21 protein-coding genes are annotated in these 24432 nt (G+C 59.8%); 8 read left to right on the top strand and 13 right to left on the bottom strand.

What is annotated here, in order from left to right; translation table 11 throughout:
• The first annotated feature begins 123 nt into the window (after positions 1-123).
• Genes P3G59_RS22905 through P3G59_RS22895 form a run of 3 tightly spaced genes read left to right on the top strand, consistent with a single transcriptional unit; the run spans position 124 to position 1743 of the window.
• On the top strand, positions 124-792 hold the full coding sequence (locus P3G59_RS22905) for a class I SAM-dependent methyltransferase (RefSeq protein WP_277759075.1): 669 nt from the start codon (positions 124-126) through the stop codon (positions 790-792).
• A gap of 4 nt (positions 793-796) precedes the next feature.
• Positions 797-1513, top strand: coding sequence for a lipopolysaccharide kinase InaA family protein (locus P3G59_RS22900; protein ID WP_277759074.1), 717 nt, complete (start codon positions 797-799; stop codon positions 1511-1513).
• A 2-nt stretch (positions 1514-1515) separates the two neighbouring features.
• The gene (locus P3G59_RS22895; protein ID WP_034153490.1) at positions 1516-1743 is read left to right on the top strand and encodes a hypothetical protein; all 228 of its coding nucleotides are present in this window, start codon (positions 1516-1518) and stop codon (positions 1741-1743) included.
• Between the two features lie 134 nt (positions 1744-1877).
• On the opposite strand, the gene P3G59_RS22890 is transcribed toward P3G59_RS22895, so the two are convergent.
• From P3G59_RS22890 to P3G59_RS22845, 10 genes are all read right to left on the bottom strand, one after another.
• Positions 1878-4904, bottom strand: coding sequence for a multidrug efflux RND transporter permease subunit (locus tag P3G59_RS22890; RefSeq protein WP_277759073.1), 3027 nt, complete (start codon positions 4902-4904; stop codon positions 1878-1880).
• Positions 4905-4917: 13 nt separating this feature from the next.
• Positions 4918-6066: an efflux RND transporter periplasmic adaptor subunit gene (locus P3G59_RS22885; RefSeq protein ID WP_277759072.1), complete on the bottom strand. Its 1149-nt coding sequence runs from the start codon at positions 6064-6066 to the stop codon at positions 4918-4920.
• Between the two features lie 180 nt (positions 6067-6246).
• Positions 6247-7347: a DUF1513 domain-containing protein gene (locus P3G59_RS22880; RefSeq protein WP_277759071.1), complete on the bottom strand. Its 1101-nt coding sequence runs from the start codon at positions 7345-7347 to the stop codon at positions 6247-6249.
• A 14-nt stretch (positions 7348-7361) separates the two neighbouring features.
• Positions 7362-8426 (bottom strand): imelysin family protein, encoded by a 1065-nt coding sequence (locus P3G59_RS22875; protein WP_277759070.1) that lies wholly within the window; start codon positions 8424-8426, stop codon positions 7362-7364.
• A gap of 27 nt (positions 8427-8453) precedes the next feature.
• On the bottom strand, positions 8454-9881 hold the full coding sequence (locus tag P3G59_RS22870; protein ID WP_277759069.1) for a di-heme oxidoredictase family protein: 1428 nt from the start codon (positions 9879-9881) through the stop codon (positions 8454-8456).
• A 303-nt stretch (positions 9882-10184) separates the two neighbouring features.
• Positions 10185-11531 carry an imelysin family protein gene (locus P3G59_RS22865; protein WP_277759068.1) on the bottom strand — a complete coding sequence of 449 codons (1347 nt, stop codon included), beginning with the start codon at positions 11529-11531 and terminating at the stop codon, positions 10185-10187.
• 229 nt (positions 11532-11760) lie between these two features.
• Complete coding sequence (locus P3G59_RS22860; protein WP_277759067.1) at positions 11761-13812, bottom strand: bifunctional diguanylate cyclase/phosphodiesterase; 2052 nt, start codon at positions 13810-13812, stop codon at positions 11761-11763.
• Positions 13813-14297: 485 nt separating this feature from the next.
• Complete coding sequence (locus P3G59_RS22855; protein ID WP_007918933.1) at positions 14298-14894, bottom strand: Fe-Mn family superoxide dismutase; 597 nt, start codon at positions 14892-14894, stop codon at positions 14298-14300.
• Between the two features lie 176 nt (positions 14895-15070).
• A complete protein-coding gene (locus P3G59_RS22850; protein ID WP_277759066.1) occupies positions 15071-15673 on the bottom strand; it encodes a LysE/ArgO family amino acid transporter in 603 nt (200 codons plus the stop codon).
• Between the two features lie 5 nt (positions 15674-15678).
• Positions 15679-16080 carry an ACT domain-containing protein gene (locus P3G59_RS22845; protein WP_277759065.1) on the bottom strand — a complete coding sequence of 134 codons (402 nt, stop codon included), beginning with the start codon at positions 16078-16080 and terminating at the stop codon, positions 15679-15681.
• 96 nt (positions 16081-16176) lie between these two features.
• On the opposite strand from P3G59_RS22845, the gene P3G59_RS22840 reads away from it, so the two are divergent.
• The 4 genes from P3G59_RS22840 to P3G59_RS22825 all read left to right on the top strand — a co-directional run bounded on the left by P3G59_RS22840 (position 16177) and on the right by P3G59_RS22825 (position 20115).
• On the top strand, positions 16177-17076 hold the full coding sequence (locus P3G59_RS22840; protein WP_277759064.1) for a LysR family transcriptional regulator ArgP: 900 nt from the start codon (positions 16177-16179) through the stop codon (positions 17074-17076).
• A 96-nt stretch (positions 17077-17172) separates the two neighbouring features.
• Positions 17173-18165 carry an NAD-dependent epimerase/dehydratase family protein gene (locus tag P3G59_RS22835; RefSeq protein WP_277759063.1) on the top strand — a complete coding sequence of 331 codons (993 nt, stop codon included), beginning with the start codon at positions 17173-17175 and terminating at the stop codon, positions 18163-18165.
• 116 nt (positions 18166-18281) lie between these two features.
• Positions 18282-19136: an ATPase gene (locus P3G59_RS22830; protein WP_123453731.1), complete on the top strand. Its 855-nt coding sequence runs from the start codon at positions 18282-18284 to the stop codon at positions 19134-19136.
• Between the two features lie 130 nt (positions 19137-19266).
• Positions 19267-20115 (top strand): cache domain-containing protein, encoded by an 849-nt coding sequence (locus tag P3G59_RS22825; protein ID WP_277759062.1) that lies wholly within the window; start codon positions 19267-19269, stop codon positions 20113-20115.
• A 128-nt stretch (positions 20116-20243) separates the two neighbouring features.
• Here P3G59_RS22825 and P3G59_RS22820 read toward each other — a convergent pair whose 3' ends face one another.
• Together P3G59_RS22820 and pobA are read right to left on the bottom strand one after the other, a co-directional pair.
• Positions 20244-21761, bottom strand: a complete 1518-nt coding sequence (locus tag P3G59_RS22820) for an MDR family MFS transporter (RefSeq protein WP_277759061.1) — start codon at positions 21759-21761, stop codon at positions 20244-20246.
• Positions 21762-21840: 79 nt separating this feature from the next.
• Positions 21841-23034: a 4-hydroxybenzoate 3-monooxygenase gene (gene pobA / locus P3G59_RS22815; RefSeq protein WP_277759060.1), complete on the bottom strand. Its 1194-nt coding sequence runs from the start codon at positions 23032-23034 to the stop codon at positions 21841-21843.
• 177 nt (positions 23035-23211) lie between these two features.
• Here pobA and P3G59_RS22810 point away from each other — a divergent pair, with 177 nt between their 5' ends.
• Positions 23212-24096, top strand: a complete 885-nt coding sequence (locus P3G59_RS22810) for a helix-turn-helix domain-containing protein (protein ID WP_277759059.1) — start codon at positions 23212-23214, stop codon at positions 24094-24096.
• Positions 24097-24214: 118 nt separating this feature from the next.
• On the opposite strand, the gene P3G59_RS22805 is transcribed toward P3G59_RS22810, so the two are convergent.
• Positions 24215-24391, bottom strand: a complete 177-nt coding sequence (locus tag P3G59_RS22805) for a hypothetical protein (RefSeq protein ID WP_008085463.1) — start codon at positions 24389-24391, stop codon at positions 24215-24217.
• Positions 24392-24432 lie beyond the last annotated feature (41 nt).

Here is a 24432-nt window from a genome sequence, read left to right as displayed (position 1 = left end):
TAAATCCTGTATAACGCTGTAATAATTTGTCTATTTACCAGACATTTTTTTCACAAATGGATGACCTGACGCTGACACGCCGCTCCTTAAGGTGGTGACATCAGCAATTCAGGAGTCCAGGTGATGGCCGGTCCGATCAAACTCGATTTTTCCGAGAAGTACGACGATCAACACGCGCAGAAATACCTGCGCAAGCACAAAGAAAGCCTTGGACGTCGTCTCTCCCACTGGCGTGACGAGCAATTGGCCCGCAAGGCGCTGGCGTCGGTGGGTGAACCGGGGCTGGTGCTGGATTTGCCTTGCGGTGCAGGGCGGTTCTGGCCCTTGTTGGGCGAAAAGGCCAACCGGGTGATTATCGGCGCGGACAACTCCGAGTCGATGATCAAGACGGCCATGCAGTCGCAACCGGCCGATGTGGTGAAACGGGTACAACCCTTGCACACATCAGCCTTCGACATTGCTTTGCCTGACAACGCCGTCGACAGCATTTTTTGCATGCGTCTGCTCCACCACATTGGTGAAGCCGAGCACCGCCGGGCGATTCTGCGCGAATTCGAGCGTGTCACCCGCGACAGTGTGATTGTTTCGTTGTGGGTCGATGGCAATTTCAAGGCCTGGAAGCGCGAACGTGCGGAGAAAAACCGTGACAAGCGCGACTACCAGAATCGCTTTGTGTTACCGGCCGCTACGGTCGAAAAGGAATTCGAAGCTGCAGGTTTTCGAATTCAGGAACAACTGGACTTTATTCCGCTCTACGCCATGTGGCGGGTTTACGTACTACGCAAGAGGTAACAGGATGGCAGTGCAATTGGCAGCAGAAACGGAAGTCGCTCAGCAAGATCGCTTTGACTTTTACTGGAACCAGCGCGGCGAGTGGGTGGAAGAGCCCAATGTTCGACGCGGTGGGGAAAGTGGCGTGCAAAGGGTCGTGGGGCGCGATGGACAACTGCTGTATGCCAAGCGCCAGACCGGTCATATCTATCGCAGTTGGTTGCACCCTTTTGGCCGTCCTACTGTTCTGCGTGAGCTCGACGCGCTGACCGGCGTGAGCAAGCTCGGTGTGCGCGTGCCCGAGATTGTTTTCTGCGGTGCCCAGCCTGATCCGCAACACAAGTGGCGTGCGCTTTTGGTCACCAAGTCCCTGGACGGTTTCCAGGAACTGGAACACTGGCTGGCGGCTGCCGGTGGTCGCGATCAGTGTGGCGATGTGGTGTATGAGCGTGTGCTCAAGGACCTCGCCGAAAACCTGGCGCGCATGCACAAGGGCCGTTGGCAGCACAGCTGCATCTACATCAAACACGTGTTTGTGCGTGTGACGGGCGAAGGCGAGTCGGCCAAGGTCGAGGTCGCATTGATCGATCTGGAGAAATGCCGCCAGCGTCTGACCGCCTATCGCGCCGCTTCCCACGACATGAAGCAATTGCGCCGCCATTCGTCGTTCCGCGACGCGGACTGGAAAAAACTCGTCTATTTTTATGAGACGGCGTTTGGCAGCGCTATCAAAGGTTTATAGCGATGAAACTAGAAATTGCACGAGGTTTGTTTTTGGTTGGAGCCTTGGCAGTTGCGTCATTGGCGGTGGCTGCCTGGGAGCAGCCTCGCATGCAAGTGGTTGGCGCGTCCGTAGACGACGCCCACTGCGCAGTCCCACGGGTGGCAAAAGCCTCCGTGGCGACCAAACCCGATCATGATTTATTGCTGTTCATGTTCGGACTTTCCCAAGGGATGAGGCCGCAAAGTTGAACCGATTGAAGCCAACATAAAAGGCCTCGCAGATGCGAGGCCTTTTTTATTCAAGCAAGATCAAGAGATCGCAGCCTTCGGCAGCTCCTGCACCGATCCATGTAGGAGCTGCCGAAGGCTGCGATCTTTTGCTTTCAATTCTTATCAGGTTTCGCCAGCAGGGTGTAAACGCATGGCAAGACGAACAGCGTAAACAAAGTGCCAATCGACATCCCGGTGGCAATCACCATGCCGATATCAAACCGGCTCACCGCACCCGCACCCGTGGCCAGAATCAGCGGCACCATGCCAAACACCATCGCCGCCGTGGTCATCAACACCGGCCGCAAGCGAATCGCTGCCGCTTCCTCAACGGCTTCACGCGCCGTCAGGCCTTTGTCCTTGCGCAACTGGTTGGCGAACTCGACGATCAGGATGCCGTGCTTGCTGATCAGGCCGATCAGCGTCACCAACCCGACCTGGGTGTAGATGTTCATGCTCGACCAGCCGAGGAACAGCGGGATCAACGCCCCACAGATCGACAGCGGCACCGTCACCAGAATTACCAGCGGATCGCGGAAGCTCTCGAACTGCGCCGCCAGCACCAGAAAGATAATCGCCAGCGCCAGCGCAAAAGTTACCCACAGGGCACTGCCTTCCTGGACGAACTGGCGTGACGCGCCGCCATAGTCGAAGGCAAACCCGGCCGGCGCTTCTTCGCGGGCTATCTGCAACACCGTGTCGATGGCTTCGCCCATGCTCACCAGCGGGAAACCGGAAATCTTCGCCGCGTTGAGCTGCTGGAACTGGTTGAGCTGGCGCGGTCGTGCGCGGTCGCTGACCTTGATCAGCGTCGACAGTGGCAGCAACTCACCCTGGGTGTTCTTCACGTAGTAACTGTTCAGCCAGTCCGGGTTGTCGCGATAGGGGCGCTCGACCTGGGCGATGACCTTGTAGCTGCGCCCTTCGATGGTGAAACGGTTGATTTCCGCCTCGCCCAGCAGAGTGGCAAGCGTACCGCCGAGATCCTGCATCGACACGCCCATCTGCGCGGCTTTGGCGCGGTCGATGTCGACCACCACTTCAGGTTTGTCGAACGCCAGGTCGAGATCGACAAAGGCGAACTTGCCCGACTCCATCGCGCGCTTCTTGATCCGGTCAGCCACTTGCAGCAGCAGTTCGTAGTCGTTGGCCGTGTTGACGACGAACTCGAACGGCAGGCCTTCGCCGGTGCCGGGCAGGGAGGGCAGGTTGAAACCGAAGATTTGCAGGCCCGGGATGGCGCCCAGTTTGCCTTGCACCTCGGGGAGTATTTGCATCTGCGTGCGGCTGCGCTCGTTCCACGGCTTGAGTAGGAAACCGCCGATCCCCGCCTGCACGCCGTTGTAGCCATTGATCTGGAACGAGGAGTAGTACTCCGGAAATTCCTTGAAGATCTTGATGAACTCGTCGGTGTAGGTGCTCAGGTAATCGAGGTTGGTCGGCTGCGGCGCGTTGGCCATCATGAAAATGATGCCCTGGTCTTCATCCGGCGCCAGCTCCGACTTGGTGAACTTGAGGAACACCGGGATCAGGCACAACACGATCACCGCGAACACCAGCACCACCGGCCGCGTGTTCAGCGTGCCGTGCAGCAGGCTCTGATAGCGGCGCTTGAGGCCATCGAAGATGCGGTCGAGGCGATGCGCCAGGCCACTGGGGTTTTCCTCGTGGCGCAGCAAAAACGCGCACATCATCGGCGACAGGGTCAGGGCGACGATCCCGGAAATCACCACCGCGCCGGCCAGGGTCAGCGCAAACTCCTTGAACAGCGCCCCGGTAAGCCCGGTGAGAAAGCCGATCGGCGCATACACCGCCGCCAGGGTGATGGTCATCGACACCACGGGCATGGCGATTTCCCGCGCGCCTTCCAGCGCCGCATCAAACGGCGTCTTGCCTTCCTCGATGTGCCGGTGAATGTTTTCCACCACGACAATCGCATCGTCGACCACCAGACCGATGGCCAGCACCATTGCCAGCAGCGTCAGCAGGTTCATCGAGTAGCCCATCATCTGCATGAAGAACATCACGCCGATCATCGACAGCGGAATGGTCACCACCGGGATCACGACTGAACGCAATGCGCCGAGGAACAGGAACACCACGACAATCACGATCAGCACCGCCTCGAACAGGGTTTTCACCACTTCGTCGATGGAGGCCTGGATAAACAGCGTGGCGTCGTAGGCGATCTCGCTTTTGAGATTCGGCGGCAGCTGCGCTTCCAGCTCCGGCATCAGCTTGCGCACTTCCCTGATCACGTCCAGCGGGTTGGCGCCCGGTGTGGCTTTGATGCCGATATACACCGACGGCGTGCCGCCGAACGAGCTGATCGAGTCGTAGTTTTCCGCACCCATTTCCACCCGCGCGACATCGCTGAGCAGCACGCGGCTGTCGCCACTGACCTTGAGCGGAATCGCCGCAAAAGCCTCGGCGGATTTCAATTCGGTGTTGGCGTTGATGCTGGTGACCACGTACTCGCCTTTCACTTCGCCGGCGGCGGAGAGGAAGTTGTACTGGCGCACGGCGTTGGTCACATCGCTGGCGCTGAGGCCGAAACCGGCGAGTTTCACCGGATCGAGCCACAGGCGCATGGCGAACACCTGATTGCCGAGAATTTCCGCTTCGGCCATGCCCGGCAGAGTCGCCAGTTTTGGCTGAATCACCCGGGACAGGTAGTCGGTGATCTGCGGGTTGCTCAAGTCTTTGCTGAAGAAACTGATGTACATCAGCGCCGAAGCGTCGGCGGACTCCTTGCTCAGCACCGGGTCTTCGGCGTCCTGCGGCAGCTTGTTTTTCACCTCGTTGGCCTTGGCCAGCAATTCGGTGAACAAACGGTCGGTGTTGGCGCCGATGCGTGCGTAGATCGAGATCACCGAGAAGTTCTGCCGGCTGACCGAGGTCATGTAGTCGATGCCCTCGGCGCTGGCCAGGCTTTGCTGCATTGGCTGGGTGATGTAACCCTGAATGGTTTCGGCGTTGGCCCCGGGGTACGCCGTGGTCACGGTGATCAGGGCGTTTTCCATTTGCGGGTATTGGCGCAGCGGCAGCTTGCTCCAGGCCTGAAAGCCCAGCAATACAATCAACAGGCTGACCACAGTGGCGAGCACCGGGCGGCGGATGAACGGATCGGTAAAAGCCATGGGGATTCCTTGATCAGTCGGCGCGAGGCGGACTGTTCTGCTCGCCGAGGGTCTTGTCGTCGCTGATGGCGATGTGTGCACCGTTGTCCAGTTTGATCTGGCCGGCCGTCACCACTTGTTCGCCGTTCTGCACGCCCTTGTTGATCATCACCAGGCCATCGCGGCGCTCACCGGTTTCGATGAAGCGGCGCTCGGCGATCAGTACCGGTTGGCCCTTATCGTCTTTTTCGACGCTGCCGTCCTCGGCTTTCTTCTGCCCGACGACGTAGATCGAGTTGCCGTAGAGGGTGTAAGTGATCGCACTTTCCGGCACGACGATGTGTTTCTGCGGATCCGGCAACAGCACGTCGAGGCTGGCGAACATGCCCGGCAGCAGTTTGCCGTCGGGGTTGGCCAGTGTGGCGCGCACGAGAATGTTGCGCGTGGTGCTTTCGACGATCGGGTTGATCGCACTGATTTTACCGGCGAAGTTTTGCTTGGGGTATGCGGCGACCGCGATCTGCACCGGTTGGCCGATAGCCAGTTTCGGCACCGATTGTTCGGGCAGATAGAAGTCGGCGTAGAGACTGCTCAAATCCTGCAAGGTGGCGATTTTGCTGCCGCTGGCGAGGTAGTCGCCGACGTCGACCTGACGGATGCCGATGGTGCCGCTGAACGGCGCGAGGATGCGTTTTTTCGCCAGCGAAGCATTGAGCTGATTGACCGTCGCCTTGTTCTTTTGCAGTACGGCGGAGAGGCGGTCGTACTCGCCTTTGGAAATGGCGCGGCTGTCGACCAGTTGGGCACCACGACCGAAGTCCAGTTGCGCCAGGCCGAGATCGGCCTTGGCGGTCTCCAGCAGGGCGGTTTCTACGGCGCTGTCGAGTTGCAGCAACGGCTGTCCGGTCTTGACCTTCTGTCCGGATTCAAACTTGAGTTCGGTGACGGTGCCGGCGACTTCCAGACTCAGCTCGACACCTTGCAATGCCTTGAGTGTGCCGACGGTGGGCAGGCGCATCTGCCACGGCTGCTCGCTGGCGTTGGCCACGGCGACGCTGATTGGCGGTTTCGGCTTGGAAAAGCCCTGGATCATCGTGTAGATCGAAAAGGCTTTGTACCCGCCCAGCACCAGGACGATCAGCAAAACAACACCCAACATGATCAGCATGCGGCGACGCAGCATATTTCCAGTTCCTTGGATAAATCAGGTGAGACAGGCGGGCACATTACTCCGAGTGCAGGGAGGTTTCCAACTGGCAGTTATTACAGGGTGGCGCAAAAAGATCGCCGCCTGCGGCAGCTCATACAGAGGAGTGCATTCCACTGCAGGCGCTGCCGCAGGCGGCGATCTTTCAAGGCTGTTTCAGGCCATCAGGTGAAGATGGTTGTCCCAGAGCCCCGCCGGCAATTCCAGCGGCTTGGCCAGCAGCTCATCCTGACGGCAATCGTAGTACCGGCAACGCCCTTGCCCGGAGGTCACGACAAAACCGTCCTTCACCGCACCGACGCCAGCGCAATCGGGCAATGGCGCATCGAGGCGCACTTCGCCGCTGTCCAGATCCCAGATAAAGAAACGGTTGCCACGCGGCGCCGTCAGCGCGACCAGACGCAGATCGCTGTGCACCGCAACACTGGCGGTGTAATGCCCCATCGACTGCAACTGATGCTCCGGCACCGGGAACGCCACGAACGGCTGCCCCGGACGCTTGATCGCCAGCAACTCCGAGCGCTCATGCGATGCGCCCATAAACTGTTGGCCGGCAACGATGGTGCCGTCGCTGGCGATGCCCAGGTGCCGCACGCTGTTCATCTGCTGGGCGAGGGTTTCCTTGCTCAGCAACGTACCGTCGCGCTGCATCAGCACCAGGCTTGGCTCCATGGCGTTGAGGTTCATGTCGACGCGGCTTTCCGCCTCGGTACGAATCCCGCCATTGGCCACCACCAGCGTCTCCCCATCAGGCATCCATGACACCTGATGGGGGCCGAGGCCGTGGGTGGAAATCTCGCCCGTGTGCAGCAGCCGCGCGCCTTCGAATTTGTAAACACCAAGCAAGCCGCGACCTGGGTCGGTGGTGTCGTTCTCGGTGGCGTACAGGTATTCGCCGTCCTTGTGCACCACGGCGTGGCCATAGAAGTGCCGGTTCGGCTGCGAGGTCACGGTCTGCAGCAACTTACCGTCGCGCAGGTCGATCAGGTAACTCTCGGTACCCGGACGACGGGCGACGAACAGCGCAATCGGCTGCGTCGGATGGTTGATGATGTCGTGGCAGCGCTGGCCGACTTCGGTGGCAAACACCCGCGTGCCGTCCAGCCGATAACCCACGGCGTAATGCTTGCCGTCGGTGTCGTCGCGCGCCGACAGCAGCAGCGGGCTCTGATCCTTGCGTTTGAACAGCGTCCAGCCGCCCAGCGTCACTGCTCCCAGCAGCACACTCCCTAAAGTCAGAGCCTGGCGTCGCAGCATGGCACTTGCCCTCATCAGTCACCGTCGTTGGCGTTGAAGCCCAGTTGGATGCCCAGCGCCTTGGCCAGTTCGCCTTCGTGCAGGCGATGGACGACGTTGAGGCTGTCGTAGATATCGTTGAGTTGCTGGCGACCGGCGTCATCTTCGAGCATTTCGCCGAGCGAACGCTGGGTGCTGTCGAACAGTTTCAGCGAGGCGGCATAAGCGGCGTCAATCTTGTCGGCCAACGGCTTCTGATCGCTTGGCAGCAGGCTGCGCAGGCCTTTGTTGTCGACACCTTCCCAAACGGTTTTGGCGGCGGCAAGGCTCGCTTCCAGCGCGGTCAGGGACGACTGGCTGCGCCATGCATCCGCCTGGAACGGCTGAGGCACGCCCTTGCTTTGGCGGCCCATTGGCGTGCCCAGTTTTTTCTTCAGGGTGTCCAGTGCGGTGACTTGCACACGCAGCAGGTCGGCGATCGCTTCGTGGGAGTCGGCGTAGCGCTGGTTCGGGAACTTGGTCATCTGCGCGAGCATGCCGTCAGTGTTGTTCCAGCTCTGCAGAATCTCTTCGGCCAGTTGCTTCTGACGCTCGCCGATGGCGATCAGCAGTGGGCAATATTTGCCTTTCTGATCAGCGTTGGCCACGTCAGGCTTGGCGTCGAACAGGATGTACTCGTAAGCCGACAGGCCTTGCACCACGACGCTCGATTTGGCGAGTGCGGCGGCATCGATCTGCGGCTGCGCGACGACCAACTGCTCGACCTGACGGCCGACGAGGTTCTTCTTGTCCGGCCAGAACTGCACCTGCCACGACCGGTTGCCCTCGGCCAGTGGACCGATCAGCAGCGGTTGCAGCTCGGCCCAGGCTTTCTGTGCGTGCAGGAAGTCGGCGCGGGCGGTCTCCAGGGTTTCTTTGCCCTGGCAGTAGGCGAGGGCGCTGACCGCCAGTTGCTTGTCGGCCTCGACCCAACGGGTGTAGGTCGGCAGGATCACCGATTTGGCGATGGCCGCCGAGGTGACCGCTTGCGGATCCTGCGGCGAGCAGGCGCCGAGGGCGAGCGCGGCAAGGCTGGTGAACAGTAGCTTGGGACGGAACATGTCGGGCTCCCGATTCTTTATCAGTGTTTAAAGTGAGTTCAAAAATGCCAGCAACGCAGCGCGTTGCTCGGCATTGAAAGACAAAACCTGTTGCTGCGCGGCTTTCGCCTCGCCACCGTGCCAGAGCACGGCTTCGAGCAGATTGCGCGCGCGACCGTCATGCAAAAACTGCGTGTGGCCACTGACCGCTTGCGTCAGGCCAATCCCCCACAACGGCGGCGTGCGCCAGTCGCGGCCGGAAGCCTGGAATTCCGTGCGGTTGTCGGCCAGACCGTCGCCCATGTCATGCAGCAGCAGATCGCTGTACGGGCGAATCACTTGATTGGCCAGTTCCGGTTCGGCGGCGGTGGCGGCGGTGGTGTATTTCGGTGTGTGACATGAATCGCAGCCAGACTGGAAAAACAGGTTTTTGCCGGCAATGACGTGTGCATCGTTAATGCCTCGGCGTGCGGGCACGGCGAGGTTGCGGCTGTAGAACAGCACCAGGCGCAGGATGTTGTCGCTGACTTCCGGCTCGCCGTCCGGGCCATTGCCGTTCGGTGCCTGTTTGCAGGCAGTTTGCGCATCGGTGCAGTCATCGAAAGGTCTCAGGCTGGTCGTGAGGCCCATGTCACCCGAAAACGCGTGAACATTCTGTTGATTGAGGTTCGGTTGCCCGGCTTTCCAGCCGAATCTGCCCATGACCGTTTTCTGCAACGCGTCATCCCAGACTTGATTGGGACGACCATTAATACCGTTTTTCGCTTTGGCCTGTGCGGCCGCGTTGGCGAGGATCGCTTCTTCGGGGATCGCTTCGAGCAGGCCGAGGCCGATCATCGGCGGAGCGACGCGCGCGGAGAAACGCGTGTCCGGGTGCATCGGGCCGTAACCCAGTTGGGTGATCTGCAACACTGGCTTGCGCAATTCGATTTCGGTGCCGTCCTTGAAGCGTACAGGCACCGGCGTGTAGTCAACGCGCACTTTGCCTTCGGGGGCGACGCCGGGGACCGCCATATCCTGGAACTGGCCGCCGTAGACCGGCTCCGGCACCACGCCGACCTGCTCGATGAGCCGGGCATATTCAGGCGCATCAGGAATCGACAAGCGCACCAGCATTGACACCGCGTTGGCCGCATCCGGCGTTGGCGGATGACCGCGACCGTCCTTGATGTGGCAGTTTTGGCAAGCGTTGGTGTTGAACAGTGGCCCAAGACCATCGCGGGCGGTGGTGGTCGACGGGGCGATCACCCACGGGCTGCGGAAGAAACTGTTGCCGACGCTGAAATCCACTCGTCGGGACGGCGGCAGGTTGGCCGAGGGCAGGGAGAACGCATTCTGATCGGTCTTGCGCACGGTCGCTGCACCGCCCGAGCGTGCTTCACCGGGCTCGGCCTTGGTGAAACGCGGGGCGTCATCGCAGGCACTCAGGCCCAGGGCCAGCAACAGTGCAGACAAGCGAAGAGGCAGCGAGGGCATCAGACATCCTGCGGACGGGCAAAAATAAAGGCGCAAAGTCTAACAGGGCGAGGGGGTTTGAATAAGAGGAATTATCGTTTGCTTGATACAACGCAAATCTGAAGAGCAATGCAAAACCTCTGTAGGAGCTGCCGAAGGCTCGGGCCGCGATCGGACGATCTTTTGATCTGTCTTTTTTAGAAGCAAAGTCAAAAGATCGTCCGATCGCGGCCCGAGCCTTCGGCAGCTCCTACAATTATCAGTGAGCATCCAGCATGAAAAAGGCGACCCGAAGGTCGCCTTTTTTGACGCGCACGCGGTTGATCAGAACTCGTGATCAGCGTTGTCCGGGTTCAGGTCGCTGATGCCCAGTTTGCCAGCGGCGGCTTCGATCGAACCGGTCTGCTTGACCAAGGATGCGATGGCGTCGCGGACGATCTGGTTGCCAGCGGTATTGCCGGCAGCGATCAACTGGTCGTAGTGCTCACCCTTGTTGGCGTGATCGACCATGACCTGGATCTTCGCTTCGGTAGCGGCCAGATCGGCTTTCAGCGCGGTGTCGGCGGCCGGGTCGGCCTTGGCCACCAGCGACGACAGGCTGGCGCCGGTCATTTTGCTGCCATCAACACGGGTGTACTCGCCCAGGTAGACGTTACGAATGCCTTTGGCATCGTAGAAGTGCGAGTTGTGGGTGTTGTCGCTGAAGCAATCCTGCTCGTCTTCAGGGGAGTTGGCTTCCAGGGACACCTTCATGCGCTCGCCCGCCAGTTCGCCGAGGGACAGGCTGCCCATGCCGAAGAGCATTTTGCGCAGACCGGTTTCGCCCGGCTCGGCTTCCAGCGTGGCGCGGTAGTTGTCAGCCACGTTCGGCTTCCAGTTGCCGACCATTTCCTCCAGGTCGCTGACCAACAGTTGGGTCACGGACTTCAGGTAGGCACGACGACGATCGTTGTGACCGCCAGTAGCGCCGGCGCCTTCCAGATAGTCGGAGGCAGGACGGTTGCCAGCGCCAGGGCCGGTGCCGTTGAGGTCCTGGCCCCAGAGCAGGAATTCGATGGCGTGGTAGCCGGTGGCGACGTTGGCTTCGGAACCGCCCAGCTCGTTGAGGCTGGCGAGTTTTTCCGGGGTGATGTCTTTGACGTCGACCTTGTCTTCGCCGACCTGAACTTCGGTGTTGGCGATGATGTTGGCGGTGGCCCCCGGGTTACCCAATGCGTGCTCGTAGGATTTGTCGACGTAGTCGATCAGACCCTCGTCCAGCGGCCAGGCGTTAACCTGACCTTCCCAATCGTCGATGATGGTATTACCGAAGCGGAACACTTCGCTCTGCAGGTACGGAACGCGTGCGGCGACCCAGGCAGCCTTGGCGGCTTTCAGGGTGTCGGCGTTCGGCTTGGCGAGGAACGCGTCGACGGCGGTCTGCAGGGTTTTCGCAGTGGATTCGGCATCGCTGTAGACGGCGAAGACCATGTCGGCGTAGTGCGCGACCACAGCCTTGGCGGCGGCTTCGTCGACTTTACCGGCAGCGGCAGGAGCAGCCGCAGGCGCGGTGGTGCTGGCGGCTGGCGTCGGCGCGGCCGGAGCGGCAGCCTTGTCTTTGCCTTCGCCGCAACCGGCGAGGGAAATAGCGATGGCCAGCAGACTGGCGGTAGCCAGAGGCATACGAATCATGGCGAACATCCTGCTTCGGTAGTTGATTGAACTGGCGCGGGGGTGCGCAAAACTGCGACATAATGCAAATCTTTCGCATTATGTGTAAAGGGTTGTGGCTGGAAATATTTCTTATTTACGCAGGTGTGATGGCACAGATCAAAAGATCGCAGCCTCGTTGCACTCGACAGCTCCTACAGGGGAATGCGATTCATGTAGGAGCTGCCGCAGGCGGCGATCTGTTGATCTTCTAGAGAATGGCCGCGTTACTGCGTTGCGCCTGTTTGAGATAGGCGCCCAGTTCCCGGGCCGGCAGCGGTTTGCTGTAGTGGTAACCCTGACCTTCGTGACAGCCTTCGGAAATGATGTAGCTTTCCTGTTCGGCGGTTTCCACGCCCTCGGCAATCACCTGCATGCCGAGGCTCTTGCCCAGTTGAATGATCGCGCGAACGATGGTCGCATCGTCGTCGTCATCGAGCAGATCCTGAACGAAGCTCTTGTCGATCTTGATCTTGTCCAGCGGCAGACTTTTCAGATAGCTCAGCGATGAATACCCGGTGCCGAAGTCATCGATGGCGATCAAGGCGCCGGAGCGGCGCAGGCTCAACAGGTGCTGGGCAGCGGTGCTGATGTCTTCCATCAGGCCGGTTTCGGTGACTTCCAGTTCCAGGCTGCGCGGCGGCAGGCGGTACATCTGCAGCAGGTTGTTGACCACGCGCGGCAATTCGGCGTGGTGCAACTGCACCGTTGACAGGTTGACCGCCATGCGCAGGTCGGCGAAACCCATATCGTGCCATTCGCGTAATTGCTTGCAGGCCTGATCCAGGACCCATTCGCCGATGGCGATGATCGTGCCGTTCTGTTCGGCCAATGGAATGAACAGGTCCGGCGGCACCAGACCGTGTTCCGGATGCTGCCAGCGAATCAGCGCCTCGACGCCGACCACGCGGTGATCGCGGTAGCTGATCTGCGGCTGATAGACCAAGTAAAACTGATCGCGCAACAAGGCATCGCGCAGGTCTTTTTCAAGTTCGCGACGACGCCGCATCTCGCTGTCGACGCTGGCGATGTAGAACTGATAACGGTTGCGCGAACGGGTCTTGGCCAGGGTCATGGTCTGCTCGGCTTTCTGCAACAGCTTCTCGGTGCTGTCGCCGTCCTCCGGGAACAGGGTGATGCCGATGGTCGCGCGCAGGCGGATTTCCTGATGGTCGAGGGCGAACGCCGCTTCCAGATCATCAAGGATGCTTTGCGCCAGTTCCGCGGCTTCGTAAGGTTGTTCGATGTCGGCCTGTACCAGCGCGAACTGGTCACCACCCAGGCGGGCGAGGGCGCCGAGGCGGCCGCTGTGGGCACGCAAGCGGTCGGCCAGCGCCAGTAACAATTGGTCGCCGGTCTGATAGCTGAATTGTTCGTTGATACCCTTGAAGTCATCCAGCCCCACGCACAACACCGCGACCCGGCGTTGCAGCTTGCCGGCGTCGACGAGAATCTTGTCCAGTTGCTGCTGCAATTGCTGGCGATTCGGCAGGCCGGTGAGGAAGTCGTATTGGGCCATGCGCAACAGACTGTTTTCCGCTTCGTGGCGCAGATGGGTGTTGCGCTCGATCGACTCAAGCAACTGATTGGCGGTGTTGATCCAGATCCCCAGTTCGTTTTTTTCGTGGCCCTTGAGCTGCGGAATCTTGTGCTCGCTGGGACGATCCGGGTTGATCTCGGTGAGATGTTCGATGATCCGCGACAGCGGCTTGGTCAGCAGCCAGTGATAGACCAGATACAGCACCAGGCCCATGGCCAGTGCGCGCAACACGCCGGATATGAAGATGATCACCGAACTGACAATAAACCCCTCGCCATAGGTGGCGGTGTCGAGGGTGATGCTCAGGTCACCGTAATATTCACTGTACGGCCCACGCCCCACCAGTTGGGTGGTGAAGGTGCGTTCCTGACCGAGGATCAGGTCAGTCAGCCAGCGGCTGTTGGAATGCTGCAACTCGCGGGATTTCTGCGCGAGCATGGCTTCGTTGGGATGGCCGATGGAGGCCTGACGTACGGCATCGTCCTGGAACAGGCCTTCGATCACCTGCATGCCCATCTCCCGGTCCAGGCTGTAAACGGCCTGGGTCGACGGGTCGCGGAACATGTCGAGGATGCGTTCGGCGTCGCCGGCAACGGCCTGACGGGTTTTATAGGCATCGAAAACAATCTGCGCGCAGCTCAAGACTACGCCGACGATCAATGCCGACAGGAGCACGACCCGGAGCAACTTCACCGACAAGCTGTTCTTGAGTTCCAGCTTCAAAGGGTTATTCCTTGTTCCGTGCGGGTAGCGTCAAGTTGCCATGAGTATTGGCAATCCCGTGTTTGCAGTCAAAGGGACAATCAGACCGGGGATGATTTGCCCGTGGCCTTGGCCGAAATGCTGCTGTTTGGAGTATTAGCCCTATTTGTACTGTGTCGGTAGTTTCGGCCCTCAACTTGAGCGGTCTGGAACAATTTTTCCCTGATTTGATGGTAGCCCGCTGTGGCACGGCAGCAAGGGGCCTCAGGCTGCATTTTCTGTGGGAGTAACGCCATCCAGATGTAGGAGCTGCCGAAGGCTGCGATCTTTTGTGTTTGATCGTTCCCACGCTCAGCGTGGGAATGCCTCCAGGGACGCTCTGCGTCCAGTGACGCGGAGCGTCACGGGCTGCATGCCCACGCGGAGCGTGGGAACGATCATCGTCCGGGGTTTTCTCCGGACAAAAAAAACCCGGCCAAAGCCGGGTTTTTTGACTGGCGCGCAGCTTAAGCGGTGAAGGTTTTGCCTTCGAACTGCTCAGCAACGAACTTCCAGTTGACCAGGTTCCAGAACGCTTCGACGTACTTCGGACGAACGTTGCGGTAGTCGATGTAGTAAGCGTGTTCCCAGACGTCGCAGGTCAGCAGCGGGGTGTCGCCGCTGGTCAGCGGGTTGCCGGCGCCGATGGTGCTGGCCAGGGCCAGGGAACCGTCAGCCTTTTTCACCAGCCAGCCCCAGCCGGAACCGAAGGTGCCGATCGAGGTTTTGCTGAACTCTTCCTTGAACTTGTCGAACGAACCGAAGGCTGCGTTGATGGCTTCAGCCAGCGCGCCGGTTGGTTGACCGCCGGCGTTTGGCGCCAGGCAGTTCCAGTAGAAAGTGTGGTTCCAGACCTGAGCGGCGTTGTTGAAGATACCGCCCGAGGAAGTCTTGACGATTTCTTCCAGAGTCTTGCCTTCGAACTCGGTGCCTGGCACCAGGTTGTTCAGGTTCACGACATAGGTGTTGTGGTGCTTGTCGTGGTGGTATTCCAGGGTTTCCTTGGAAATGTGCGGCTGCAGGGCATCGTGTGCGTAAGGCAGCGGCGGCAATTCGAAAGCCATGATGATTCTCCTAATCAGGTCTGTTGCGGTGAGCGCAAGGCCGATCACGGGCGGCCAGAAATGCACCGGCGAGTTTTTACTCTTTGCGGCGCAGGGTTCGGATCATAGCACCGGGGTTGCGGCTTAACCACGCAACAACTGTGTGGGATAGAGGTTCCAGAGCCTTTTGGAATAAATCAACGGGCGATAATTAATTGCCCGGCCACCGTGAACATCATCACCGCCACCAATAGATCAAGAATCCGCCATGTACTCGGGCGAGCCAGCCACGGTGCGAGCCACGCGGCACCCAGCGCCAACGTGAAAAACCACAGCAGCGAAGCACTCGCCGCGCCGACCACATAAGCGCCCGGCACCGATTGCTGCGCGCCAAGCGAACCGATCAGCAACACGGTATCCAGATAAACGTGTGGATTGAGCAAGGTCACCGCCAATGCACTGAGCATCACAGCCCTCAGCGAGCGCACGGTCTGGTTTTCGCCCTGATCCAGACTCTGCTTCGAAAACGCGCGGCGCAGCGCCTGGCTGCCGTACCAGATCAGGAACACCGCGCCACCCCAACGTGCGACCGCGAGCAATGTCGGGTTCTGCGCCAGCACGGTCGCCAGGCCGAACACCCCGGCCGCCACGAGCAACGCATCGCAGGCCACACACAGCGCAGCGACCGGCAAGTGATGCTCACGCCGCAGACTTTGCGCCAGGACAAACGCGTTCTGGGTGCCGATCGCCATGATCAGCCCGAACGCCACCAACAGACCATTCATATAGCTTTGCCACATAACGGTTACTCCGCGTTGGCTGCGAGATCACGCAGCACTTGCATGGCGCGTTCGGCGTCGGCCTGACCGACGAATAAATGGTCGTGGTAGTAACCGGCGATCACGTTGCAACTGATCCCGGCCTTGCCCAGTGCGGTGGCGAACGCCGCCGTCAGACCGACGGCTTCCAGCGCCGAATGCACATTCAGCGTGATCCACGCCGCGACGTAGTCGAAACTGAAACCGGCCTTTTCAGCGTGGGAACGTTCGAGAATCACGGTCAGACCTTCCTGTTCGCGAAAGCTGCCGACCATCTCCAGTCCGTTTGGCAACTGGCCGTCAAGCAGGGTGCAGAACACGTATTCGCCGGCGTTGAGTTGCGGACTCATGCTGCGCAGCAAAGTGCTGAGTGAGGTTTCGCCAGCCATTGGGGTAGTCCTTGATAAAGAGTGCTTGCTGGCTATTCTCCGGTCGAAACCTGTATAAGAAAAACCAATAGTGCTGATCGCTCATTAGGAAAACTGATGTTCGACTACAAATTACTCTCTGCCTTGGCCGCCGTGGTCGAGCAGGCCGGATTCGAACGCGCGGCGCAGGTGCTGGGCTTGTCGCAATCGGCGATTTCGCAGCGGATCAAATTGCTTGAGGCCCGCGTCGGTCAGCCAGTGCTGGTGCGCGCTACGCCGCCATCGCCGACCGAGATTGGCCGGCGTCTGCTCAACCATGTGCAACAAGTGCGTCTGCTTGAGCGCGATTTGCAGACGCTCGTGCCCTCATTGGACGAAGAAGGGCTGCCGGAACGCCTGCGCATTGCGCTCAACGCCGACAGCCTCGCCACCTGGTGGGCCGAGGCAGTGGGGGATTTCTGCGCCGAACAGCATTTGTTGCTGGATCTAGTGGTAGAAGACCAAACGGTTGGCCTCAAACGCATGCGCGCCGGTGAAGTCGCCGCATGCCTGTGCGCCAGTGAACGCCCGGTGGCCGGTGCGCGCAGTGTGTTGCTCGGCGCGATGCGTTATCGCGCGCTGGCCAGCCCGGCGTTCATCGAGCGGCATTTCCCCGACGGCGTTCGCGCCGAACAATTGCCGCGCACACCGGCGCTGGTGTTCGGCCCTGACGATTTTCTCCAGCATCGCTATCTCGCTTCGTTGGGCGTCGATGGCGGATTCGAACACCATTTGTGCCCATCCTCGGAAGGTTTTATCCGCCTGACTGAGGTCGGACTCGGTTGGGGCCTGGTGCCGGAACTGCAAGTGCGCGAACAGTTGCAACGCGGGTTATTGCGCGAACTGTTGCCAGATAAACCGATCGATGTGCCGTTGTACTGGCATCATTGGCGCAATGGCGGTCAGCTGCTGGGCTTGCTGACCGAGCAATTGGTGCGTTCATCGGCGCAATGGCTGGTGCCCTGGAAGCAGCCCTGAGCGTCAAGCTGCAAGCGGCAAGTCAAGCGCTTGCGCACTGTTTTAATCTTGCAGCTCGAAGCTTGATGCTCGTCGCTGCATTTGTTGGAGCTACACATGAAAATTCTGGTCACCGGCGCAAGCGGCTTCATTGGCGGACGCTTTGCGCGTCTCGCCCTGGAGCAGGGCCTGGACGTGCGGGTCAACGGTCGCCGGGCCGAGAGCGTCGAACATCTGGTGCGCCGTGGCGCCGAGTTTGTCCCCGGCGATCTGACCGATGCCGATCTGGTCCGTGAACTGTGTTCCGATGTCGAAGCCGTGGTGCATTGCGCGGGCGCCGTCGGACTGTGGGGTCGCTATCAGGACTTTCATCAAGGCAACGTGCAGGTCACCGAAAACGTTGTCGAAGCCTGCCTGAAGCAGCGCGTCCGGCGTCTGGTGCATCTGTCGTCGCCATCGATCTATTTCGACGGCCGCGATCACTTCAACCTGACCGAAGAGCAAGTGCCCAAGCGCTTCAAACATCACTACGCCGCGACCAAGTACCTGGCCGAACAAAAGGTCTTCGGTGCGCAGGAGTTTGGCCTCGAAACCATCGCCCTGCGCCCGCGTTTCGTCACCGGCGCCGGCGACATGAGCATCTTCCCGCGCCTGCTCAACATGCAGCGCAAGGGCCGTCTGGCGATCATCGGCAATGGTCTGAACAAGGTCGATTTCACCAGTGTGCACAACCTCAACGAAGCGCTGCTCAGCAGTTTGCTCGCCGCCGGTTCCGCGCTGGGCAAGGCCTACAACATCAGCAATGGCGCGCCGGTGCCGTTGTGGGATGTGGTCAATTACGTGATGCGCAAGATGGAGGTGCCGCAGGTCAGCAAGTACCGCTCGTATGGCCTGGCCTACAGCGTCGCGGCGCTCAATGAAGGCGCGTGCAAGCTCTGGCCCGGACGTCCGGAGCCAACCCTGTCGCGCCTGGGCATGCAGGTGATGAAAAAAAATTTCACCCTCGACATCAGCCGCGCCCGGCATTATCTGGACTACGATCCGCAAGTCAGCCTGTGGTCGGCGCTGGATGAGTTCTGCGCGTGGTGGAAAGCTCAGGACATCCGTTGAAACGATTCGGCCGGGCGGCAATGAACCGTGTAGCCGCTTGGGGGTCAATCCCTGCGGCTGCGGCGGTTATACTTCGCAGCATTTAGCCATCACCGCGTTTCACAAAGGTTGCCTCAATGTCCATGCGTAATGATGCCCACGACGATTTCGATGATGTCCCGAGCCTGCGTGCCGACACCTTCGACGACGATGACATTCCGACCACCGCCCGCACCTCCGTGCACTCGCGCACGCCACCGGTGGTCAAGGTCAAAGCCGCGAGCACCGGGCCGCTGTGGGCATTGGTCGGCGCGTTGTTCTTCGCTTTCATCGGCCTGGCCTGGTGGAGCTTTCAGCAGATTTCGTTGATGGAGCAGCAACTGGTCGCGACCCAGGAAAGCTTTGCACGCATTAGTGAAGAAGCGGCGGGGCGCCTGCAGGATATTTCCGGCAAGGTCGTCGCCAGTCAGTCCAACGTCACCAGTGACAGCGAAGCCTTGAAGCTGCAAATCAAACAGCTGGAAGGCAAGCTGCTCGATCAGAGCAAACAGCAGCAAGGCGTAGCAGGGCAGGCCAGCGATCTCGATAAGCGCCTGGCGCAGATGACCGCGCAGACCACCGAACAACAGAACGCCAATACCCAGTTGCAAGCGCAGGTCAAAGCGTTGAGCGCGGAACTGGCGACGGTGAAAAGCACGCCGGCCGATACCAGCAAGGTCGACGCGCAGTTGAAGGCTTTTGACGCTCAGTTCAAAAGCCTCGGCGCCGATATTGCGGCGTTGAAGAAGCAGGGCAATCCGAGCGCGGCGATCGATCGCCTCGAGCAGGAAATCGTCGTACTCAAAAGCGAGCAGGACAACCGCCCGGCAGCCCCGCAGGGCGGCGGCAATACCGCAGAGTTCGATGCCTTCCGTGGGCAGATGACCCGCAACATCAATACGCTGCAGGCGCAGATTCAGAATTTGCAGCAGCAGATCAACGCCCGCCCGTAAGACCTGAACAATGCTGGTGAGGTTTTCCTCACCAGCGGATTCGCGACACGTTCAGAAACCTCCTGAATATCCATACATGACTCCAAGCCGTCTACGCTCTTGAAACACCAACAAGAACGAGGGATGCGCTATGGGGTTTTTGCATAAAGTGGCCTGGCTCAGCGTGATGTTACTGGCCGGTTTCGGCCAGGCCAGCGCCGCCACGACCGCCAAGGATGACAGTCAGGCCGCCATCGCCTTGCTGGAAAAAGCCCTGGCCTATTACCACGACAACGGCGACAAGGCGTTCGCTGCGTTCAGCCGCCAGGGTGAGTTTGTCGACAAGGATCGCTACGTGTTTGTCGTCGACACCAAAGGCGTGATGCTCGCCAGCGGCGGGCCTTCCTCGGCGTTGATCGGCCGTGACGTCAGTGAGGTGATCGGTCCGGATTTGCAGAAAGCGTTCAAGGATGCCCTGAAAGTGCCCGAAGGCAATGGCATCCAGCAGGCAGAATATCGCTGGCAGAACCAGACTGACGGCAAGGTCGAGCGCAAGCACGTGTATTACCAGCGCATCGGCCAGCGAATTCTGGCGGTCGGTTATTACTTGCCGCGAGCCTCGGCCGAACAGGCCAAAGCCCTGCTGGATAAAGCCGCGACTGATCTGGGCAAAGACGAGAAAGCCACGCTGACTGCGATCAATTCGCTCAAGGGCGGTTACTTGCAGGATGACCTGTATGTGTTCGTGGTTGACCTGAATACTCAGCGTTACGTCGCCCACGGCACCAATCTGCGGTTGATCAATACCGACTTCGGCAAGGTCAAGGATCCCGAAGGCAAACCGGTGGGCGAGCCGATTCTGGCGCTGATCGGCAAGCAGGATGAAGGTGAGTATGAATACCGCTGGAAGAACCCGGTGACCGGCAAGGTCGAGGACAAGCATGCTTACCTGAAGAAGGCCGGGCATTTCCTTGTCGCGGTGGGTTACTACAGCCCCTGAAGGATGATCGTTCCCACGCTCTGCGTGGGAACGCATCCCGGGACGCTCTGCGTCCCATCCGAAGCCGAACGCAGAGCGTCCGATGAGACATTCCCACGCAGAGCGTGGGAACGATCAAGGGGAGAACGTTATTTGGCGCCGTGTTCGCGCCCGCGCAGCAGGTTATTGGGCATCGCAAGCGCCGCCGCCAACCCCAGCAACGACACCGCTGCACTCACCCACAACAGATGCCGGAACGTCACCCGCAATTCCGCACGCAAGGCGTTCTGCGCATCTCCCGGCGCGGCGTTCAGACCATCGAGCAGGACATTGCCCGAATGCCCCTCGCTCATCAGCGAACTGCTCGCCAGATGGGCGAAACTGGAGTCCTGCAGCAATGCCAGCAACAGCGCCGACATCAACGCCACGCCCACCGCACCGCCCAGCGAACGGAACAGGTTGGTGGTGCTGGTGGCCACGCCGATGTCGCGTTGCTCCACCGAATTCTGCGTGCCGACCAACGAGGTCGGAAACTGCATGCCGCTGGAAATACCGCAGAGCAACATGCACAGACCACTGACCAGTGTCGCCTCGGGCGGACTGAACGCCATGCCGAGAATCGAGATCGGCATCAGCATCGCGCCGGTCAGAATCTGCGGTTTGTAACGCCCGGTAATCGACGTGCGACGCCCGGCGAAGAACGCACCAATCGGCAGCCCCATGGCCAACGGCAGCAAGTGCAAGGCGGCACTGTCGGCGCCGGCCCCGGTGACACTCTGAAAGCGCAGCGGCATCAGTACGATCAGTGAAATCGCCTGGAAACTGGTGAAGAAAATCGTGCACCAGCACAGCAGGGCGTTGCGGTTGGCGAACAGGTGCATCGGCAGCAACGGCTCCCGCGCCCGTCGTTCATGCCAGACAAAAAACGCCAGCACCACCACCGCGCACGCGAACAACCCGAGCACTTCGCTGCTGCGCCAGGAATGACCCTGACCGACCTGGGTGATGCCGAGCAACAACGCGGTCAGGCCGATGATCATCAACACCGTGCCGAGGTAATCGATGATCGGTTTACGATTGGGAATCGGCAACCCGCGCAGATTGCGCTGGGCGACCCACCAGGCGCCGAGACCCAGTGGCAGGTTGACCAGAAATACCCAACGCCACGACAGGTACTCGGTCATGTAGCCGCCGAGCACCGGGCCAGCCACGCTAGCCATCGCATACATGCTGCTGAAGTAACCCTGATAACGGCCACGTTCGCGCGGTGGCACGATGTCGCCGATGATCGCCTGACTCACGGAAATCATCCCGCCGGCGCCGATGCCCTGAAGGATCCGCGCCAGCACCAGTTGCTCCATGCTCTGCGCCATGCCGCAAAACAGTGAGGCGAGGGTGAACAGGCCCATGCCGAACAGCATCAGTTTGCGTCGCCCGTACAAATCACCGAGCTTGCCGTAGATCGGCACCGCCACCGTCATCGCGACCATGTACCCGGAAATCACCCAGGCGAGCAGGCTGACATCCTTGAATTGCGCAGAGATGGCCGGCATCGAGACGGCGACGATGGTCTGGTCCAGCGCACCGAGAAAGATCGCCATCATCAGCGCCACCAGCACGCTGCGAATGGCCGGTTTGGGCGTTTCGGGGTGATTGAGATTGGTCACGGGCAAAACCTGCGGGCAGTGAGAGTCCCGCAGATCGTCAGGCGAGCGCGGATGCTCGCCAGTGTAAGTCGGTAGCAGGCTATTCGATAGCCTCATAAGGAAGTCCGACGTAATTTTCTGCAATGGTTTTTCGCCCCGCTTCTGAACTGACAAAGTAGTCCAGTTCCGAGGCGCTGATGCGCTGGCTGAAGTCATCGTGATCGTCGAAGCGATGCAGCATCGAGGTCATCCACCAGGAAAAGCGCTCGGCTTTCCAGACGCGGCGCAGGCAGATTTCCGAGTATTTCTCCAGCAGATCGGTGCGCCCGTCGCGGTAAACCTTCAGCAGAATATTGAACAGCGTGCTGACGTCACTCGCCGCCAGATTCAAACCCTTGGCGCCTGTGGGCGGGACGATATGCGCGGCGTCGCCGACCAGAAACATCCGCCCGTACTGCATCGGCTCGACGACAAAACTGCGCAGCGGTGCGATGCTTTTTTCAATCGACGGGCCGGTGACCAGCTTCTCGGCAAGCGCCACCGGCAGGCGATTTTTCAACTCGTCCCAGAAGCGTTGATCGCTCCAGTCGTCGACGTTTTCATCCGCCGGCACTTGCAGGTAATAGCGGGTACGGGTGGTCGAACGCATGCTGCACAAGGCGAAGCCGCGTTCATGACGGGCGTAGACCAACTCGTCATGCACCGGCGGCGTGTCGGCGAGAATGCCCAGCCAGCCAAACGGATAAACCCGCTCGAAAATCTTCAGGCAATCGGCTGGAATCGACTGTCGAGCGACACCGTGGAAGCCATCGCAACCGGCGATGTAATCGCAATCAACGCGCCAGGTTTCACCGTCCTTTTCAAAGGTGACAAAAGCTTCGTCGCTTTTCATGCCGTGGGGAACGACATGGCTCACTTCATAAAACGACAGCGCTCCGGCCTCCCGACGAGCGGCCATCAGGTCGCGAGTCACTTCAGTCTGGCCGTAGATCATCACCGTCTTGCCGCCGGTCAACGCGTGCAGATCGATGTGCACCTGACGTCCGTCCAGAGCCAGATCGAATCCGCCGTGCACCAGCCCTTCGGCGTCCATGCGCTGACTTACGCCAGCCTGACGCAACAGCTCTACCATGCCCTGTTCGAGCACACCGGCGCGGATGCGGCCGAGGACATAATCGGGTGTCTGACGTTCGAGGATGAGGGTGTCGATGCCGGCGTTGTGCAACAACTGGCCGAGAAGCAATCCGGACGGACCGGCGCCAATAATGGCGACTTGGGTTTTCAGCGTTTTCATTGTTTTTATGACTCGCAAGCTTCACGCGGCCAAGACCGGTGAGTGATTTTTATGGATCGAGTGCTTGCATTTTTCCCTTGCGGGTCTGTCAATTGAAGGTGAAAACTGAGCCGATACCTGTACATTCTGCCAATCGGTGCGATTATCGCCCACAACCCCGAGGCCTGGATTGAAGTGATGAACAAGCCTGAGCTGCCTTCGATTCCAGTGTTCAAGCTCTACGGTGAAAGCCTGGACTGGCCGACCCCTGACTTGCTGCACTGTGAAACCATTTCCTCCCGCAGTCGCGAACATCAATGGGAAATCAAACCCCACCGCCACGCCGATTTGTGCCAGTTGCTCTTCGTCTTCAAAGGTCAGGCAGAGCTTGAGATCGAAGGGCAACGCACGCAACTCCAAACCCCGGCCATTCAAGTGCTGCCACCGTTATCGGTGCACGGCTTTCGTTTTTCCGAGGACGTTGAGGGGTTCATCGTTACCCTCGCTACACCGCTGATCAATCACTTGCAGGCGCAACTGGGCGATTCGGTACAGGCGCTTGCCAGCGCGGAAAACTACCCGGCCGGCCCGGATGGCGATTACCTCAACAGCCTGTTTTCGGCGTTGCAGGCCGAATACAACGGCCACCAACCGGCGCGGGAAATGCTCATGCATTCGCTGGTCAGCGTGATCATGGTCTGGGTCAGCCGTCAGGCAATCGTGCGGCACAAAGCCAGTCAGCGGCCGCAACGTCAGCGCGAATACCTCAACGGTTTTATTCAATTGGTCGAAGAGACCTATCGCCAGCATGTGAAGGTCGAGGACCTGGCGCATCGCCTGGGGATTTCGGTGTCGCACCTCAACGGCACCTGCCGAGAATTGGCGGGGCAGCCGGCGTTGCAGATCATGCATGAACGGCAGTTGCTGGAGGCCAAGCGCTTGCTGACCTACACCAGCATGACGATTTACGAGATGTCGGAGTTGTTGGGGTTTTCCGATCCGACCAACTTCACACGGCTGTTTCGGCGCCGGGTGGGGATATCGCCCAAGGCTTTCCGTGACCGTCTGAAGGCCGAGCAGTAACCACTCACACCACAAGCCCCCTGTAGGAGTGAGCCTGCTCGCGATAACGGTGTGTCATTCAGATAAAGTTTGACTGACACACCGCTATCGCGAGCAGGCTCACTCCCACAGTTGAATATCAGCGCAATGCGTTCAGCGTGGCATTGTGCGGAATGCAGCGCTCGAAGTTGCAGCTCGCATACTCGCGCGGCAACTGTCGCAGCTGTTCGACCCGCCAGGCAGCCGTGCCGTACAGCGCCAGCGTGGCGGCGCAGGTGATGAAAATCGCGAAGTACCTTCTTGTTTTGATGTTCATGGCGTAGACCTCTGAACGACATACCCTGCGGTATTACTTTC

It is taken from the genome of Pseudomonas sp. A34-9 (assembly GCF_029543085.1).
Taxonomy (GTDB): domain Bacteria; phylum Pseudomonadota; class Gammaproteobacteria; order Pseudomonadales; family Pseudomonadaceae; genus Aquipseudomonas.
This window is presented reverse-complemented; position numbering and strand designations above follow the sequence as displayed.

Bases quoted from the DNA above. Each gene is read 5' to 3' on its own strand.
- P3G59_RS22900 (WP_277759074.1), top strand. From the start codon at position 797: ATGGCAGTGCAATTGGCAGCAGAAACGGAAGTCGCTCAGCAAGATCGC.
- pobA (WP_277759060.1), bottom strand. From the start codon at position 23,034: ATGAAAACGCTGAAAACCCAAGTCGCCATTATTGGCGCCGGTCCGTCC.
- P3G59_RS22850 (WP_277759066.1), bottom strand. From the start codon at position 15,673: ATGTGGCAAAGCTATATGAATGGTCTGTTGGTGGCGTTCGGGCTGATC.
- P3G59_RS22845 (WP_277759065.1), bottom strand. From the start codon at position 16,080: ATGGCTGGCGAAACCTCACTCAGCACTTTGCTGCGCAGCATGAGTCCG.
- P3G59_RS22855 (WP_007918933.1), bottom strand. From the start codon at position 14,894: ATGGCTTTCGAATTGCCGCCGCTGCCTTACGCACACGATGCCCTGCAG.
- P3G59_RS22835 (WP_277759063.1), top strand. From the start codon at position 17,173: ATGAAAATTCTGGTCACCGGCGCAAGCGGCTTCATTGGCGGACGCTTT.
- P3G59_RS22875 (WP_277759070.1), bottom strand. From the start codon at position 8,426: ATGTTCCGTCCCAAGCTACTGTTCACCAGCCTTGCCGCGCTCGCCCTC.
- P3G59_RS22865 (WP_277759068.1), bottom strand. From the start codon at position 11,531: ATGATTCGTATGCCTCTGGCTACCGCCAGTCTGCTGGCCATCGCTATT.
- P3G59_RS22840 (WP_277759064.1), top strand. From the start codon at position 16,177: ATGTTCGACTACAAATTACTCTCTGCCTTGGCCGCCGTGGTCGAGCAG.
- P3G59_RS22895 (WP_034153490.1), top strand. From the start codon at position 1,516: ATGAAACTAGAAATTGCACGAGGTTTGTTTTTGGTTGGAGCCTTGGCA.
- P3G59_RS22825 (WP_277759062.1), top strand. From the start codon at position 19,267: ATGGGGTTTTTGCATAAAGTGGCCTGGCTCAGCGTGATGTTACTGGCC.
- P3G59_RS22870 (WP_277759069.1), bottom strand. From the start codon at position 9,881: ATGCCCTCGCTGCCTCTTCGCTTGTCTGCACTGTTGCTGGCCCTGGGC.
- P3G59_RS22810 (WP_277759059.1), top strand. From the start codon at position 23,212: ATGAACAAGCCTGAGCTGCCTTCGATTCCAGTGTTCAAGCTCTACGGT.
- P3G59_RS22905 (WP_277759075.1), top strand. From the start codon at position 124: ATGGCCGGTCCGATCAAACTCGATTTTTCCGAGAAGTACGACGATCAA.
- P3G59_RS22805 (WP_008085463.1), bottom strand. From the start codon at position 24,391: ATGAACATCAAAACAAGAAGGTACTTCGCGATTTTCATCACCTGCGCC.
- P3G59_RS22885 (WP_277759072.1), bottom strand. From the start codon at position 6,066: ATGCTGCGTCGCCGCATGCTGATCATGTTGGGTGTTGTTTTGCTGATC.
- P3G59_RS22890 (WP_277759073.1), bottom strand. From the start codon at position 4,904: ATGGCTTTTACCGATCCGTTCATCCGCCGCCCGGTGCTCGCCACTGTG.
- P3G59_RS22880 (WP_277759071.1), bottom strand. From the start codon at position 7,347: ATGCTGCGACGCCAGGCTCTGACTTTAGGGAGTGTGCTGCTGGGAGCA.
- P3G59_RS22830 (WP_123453731.1), top strand. From the start codon at position 18,282: ATGTCCATGCGTAATGATGCCCACGACGATTTCGATGATGTCCCGAGC.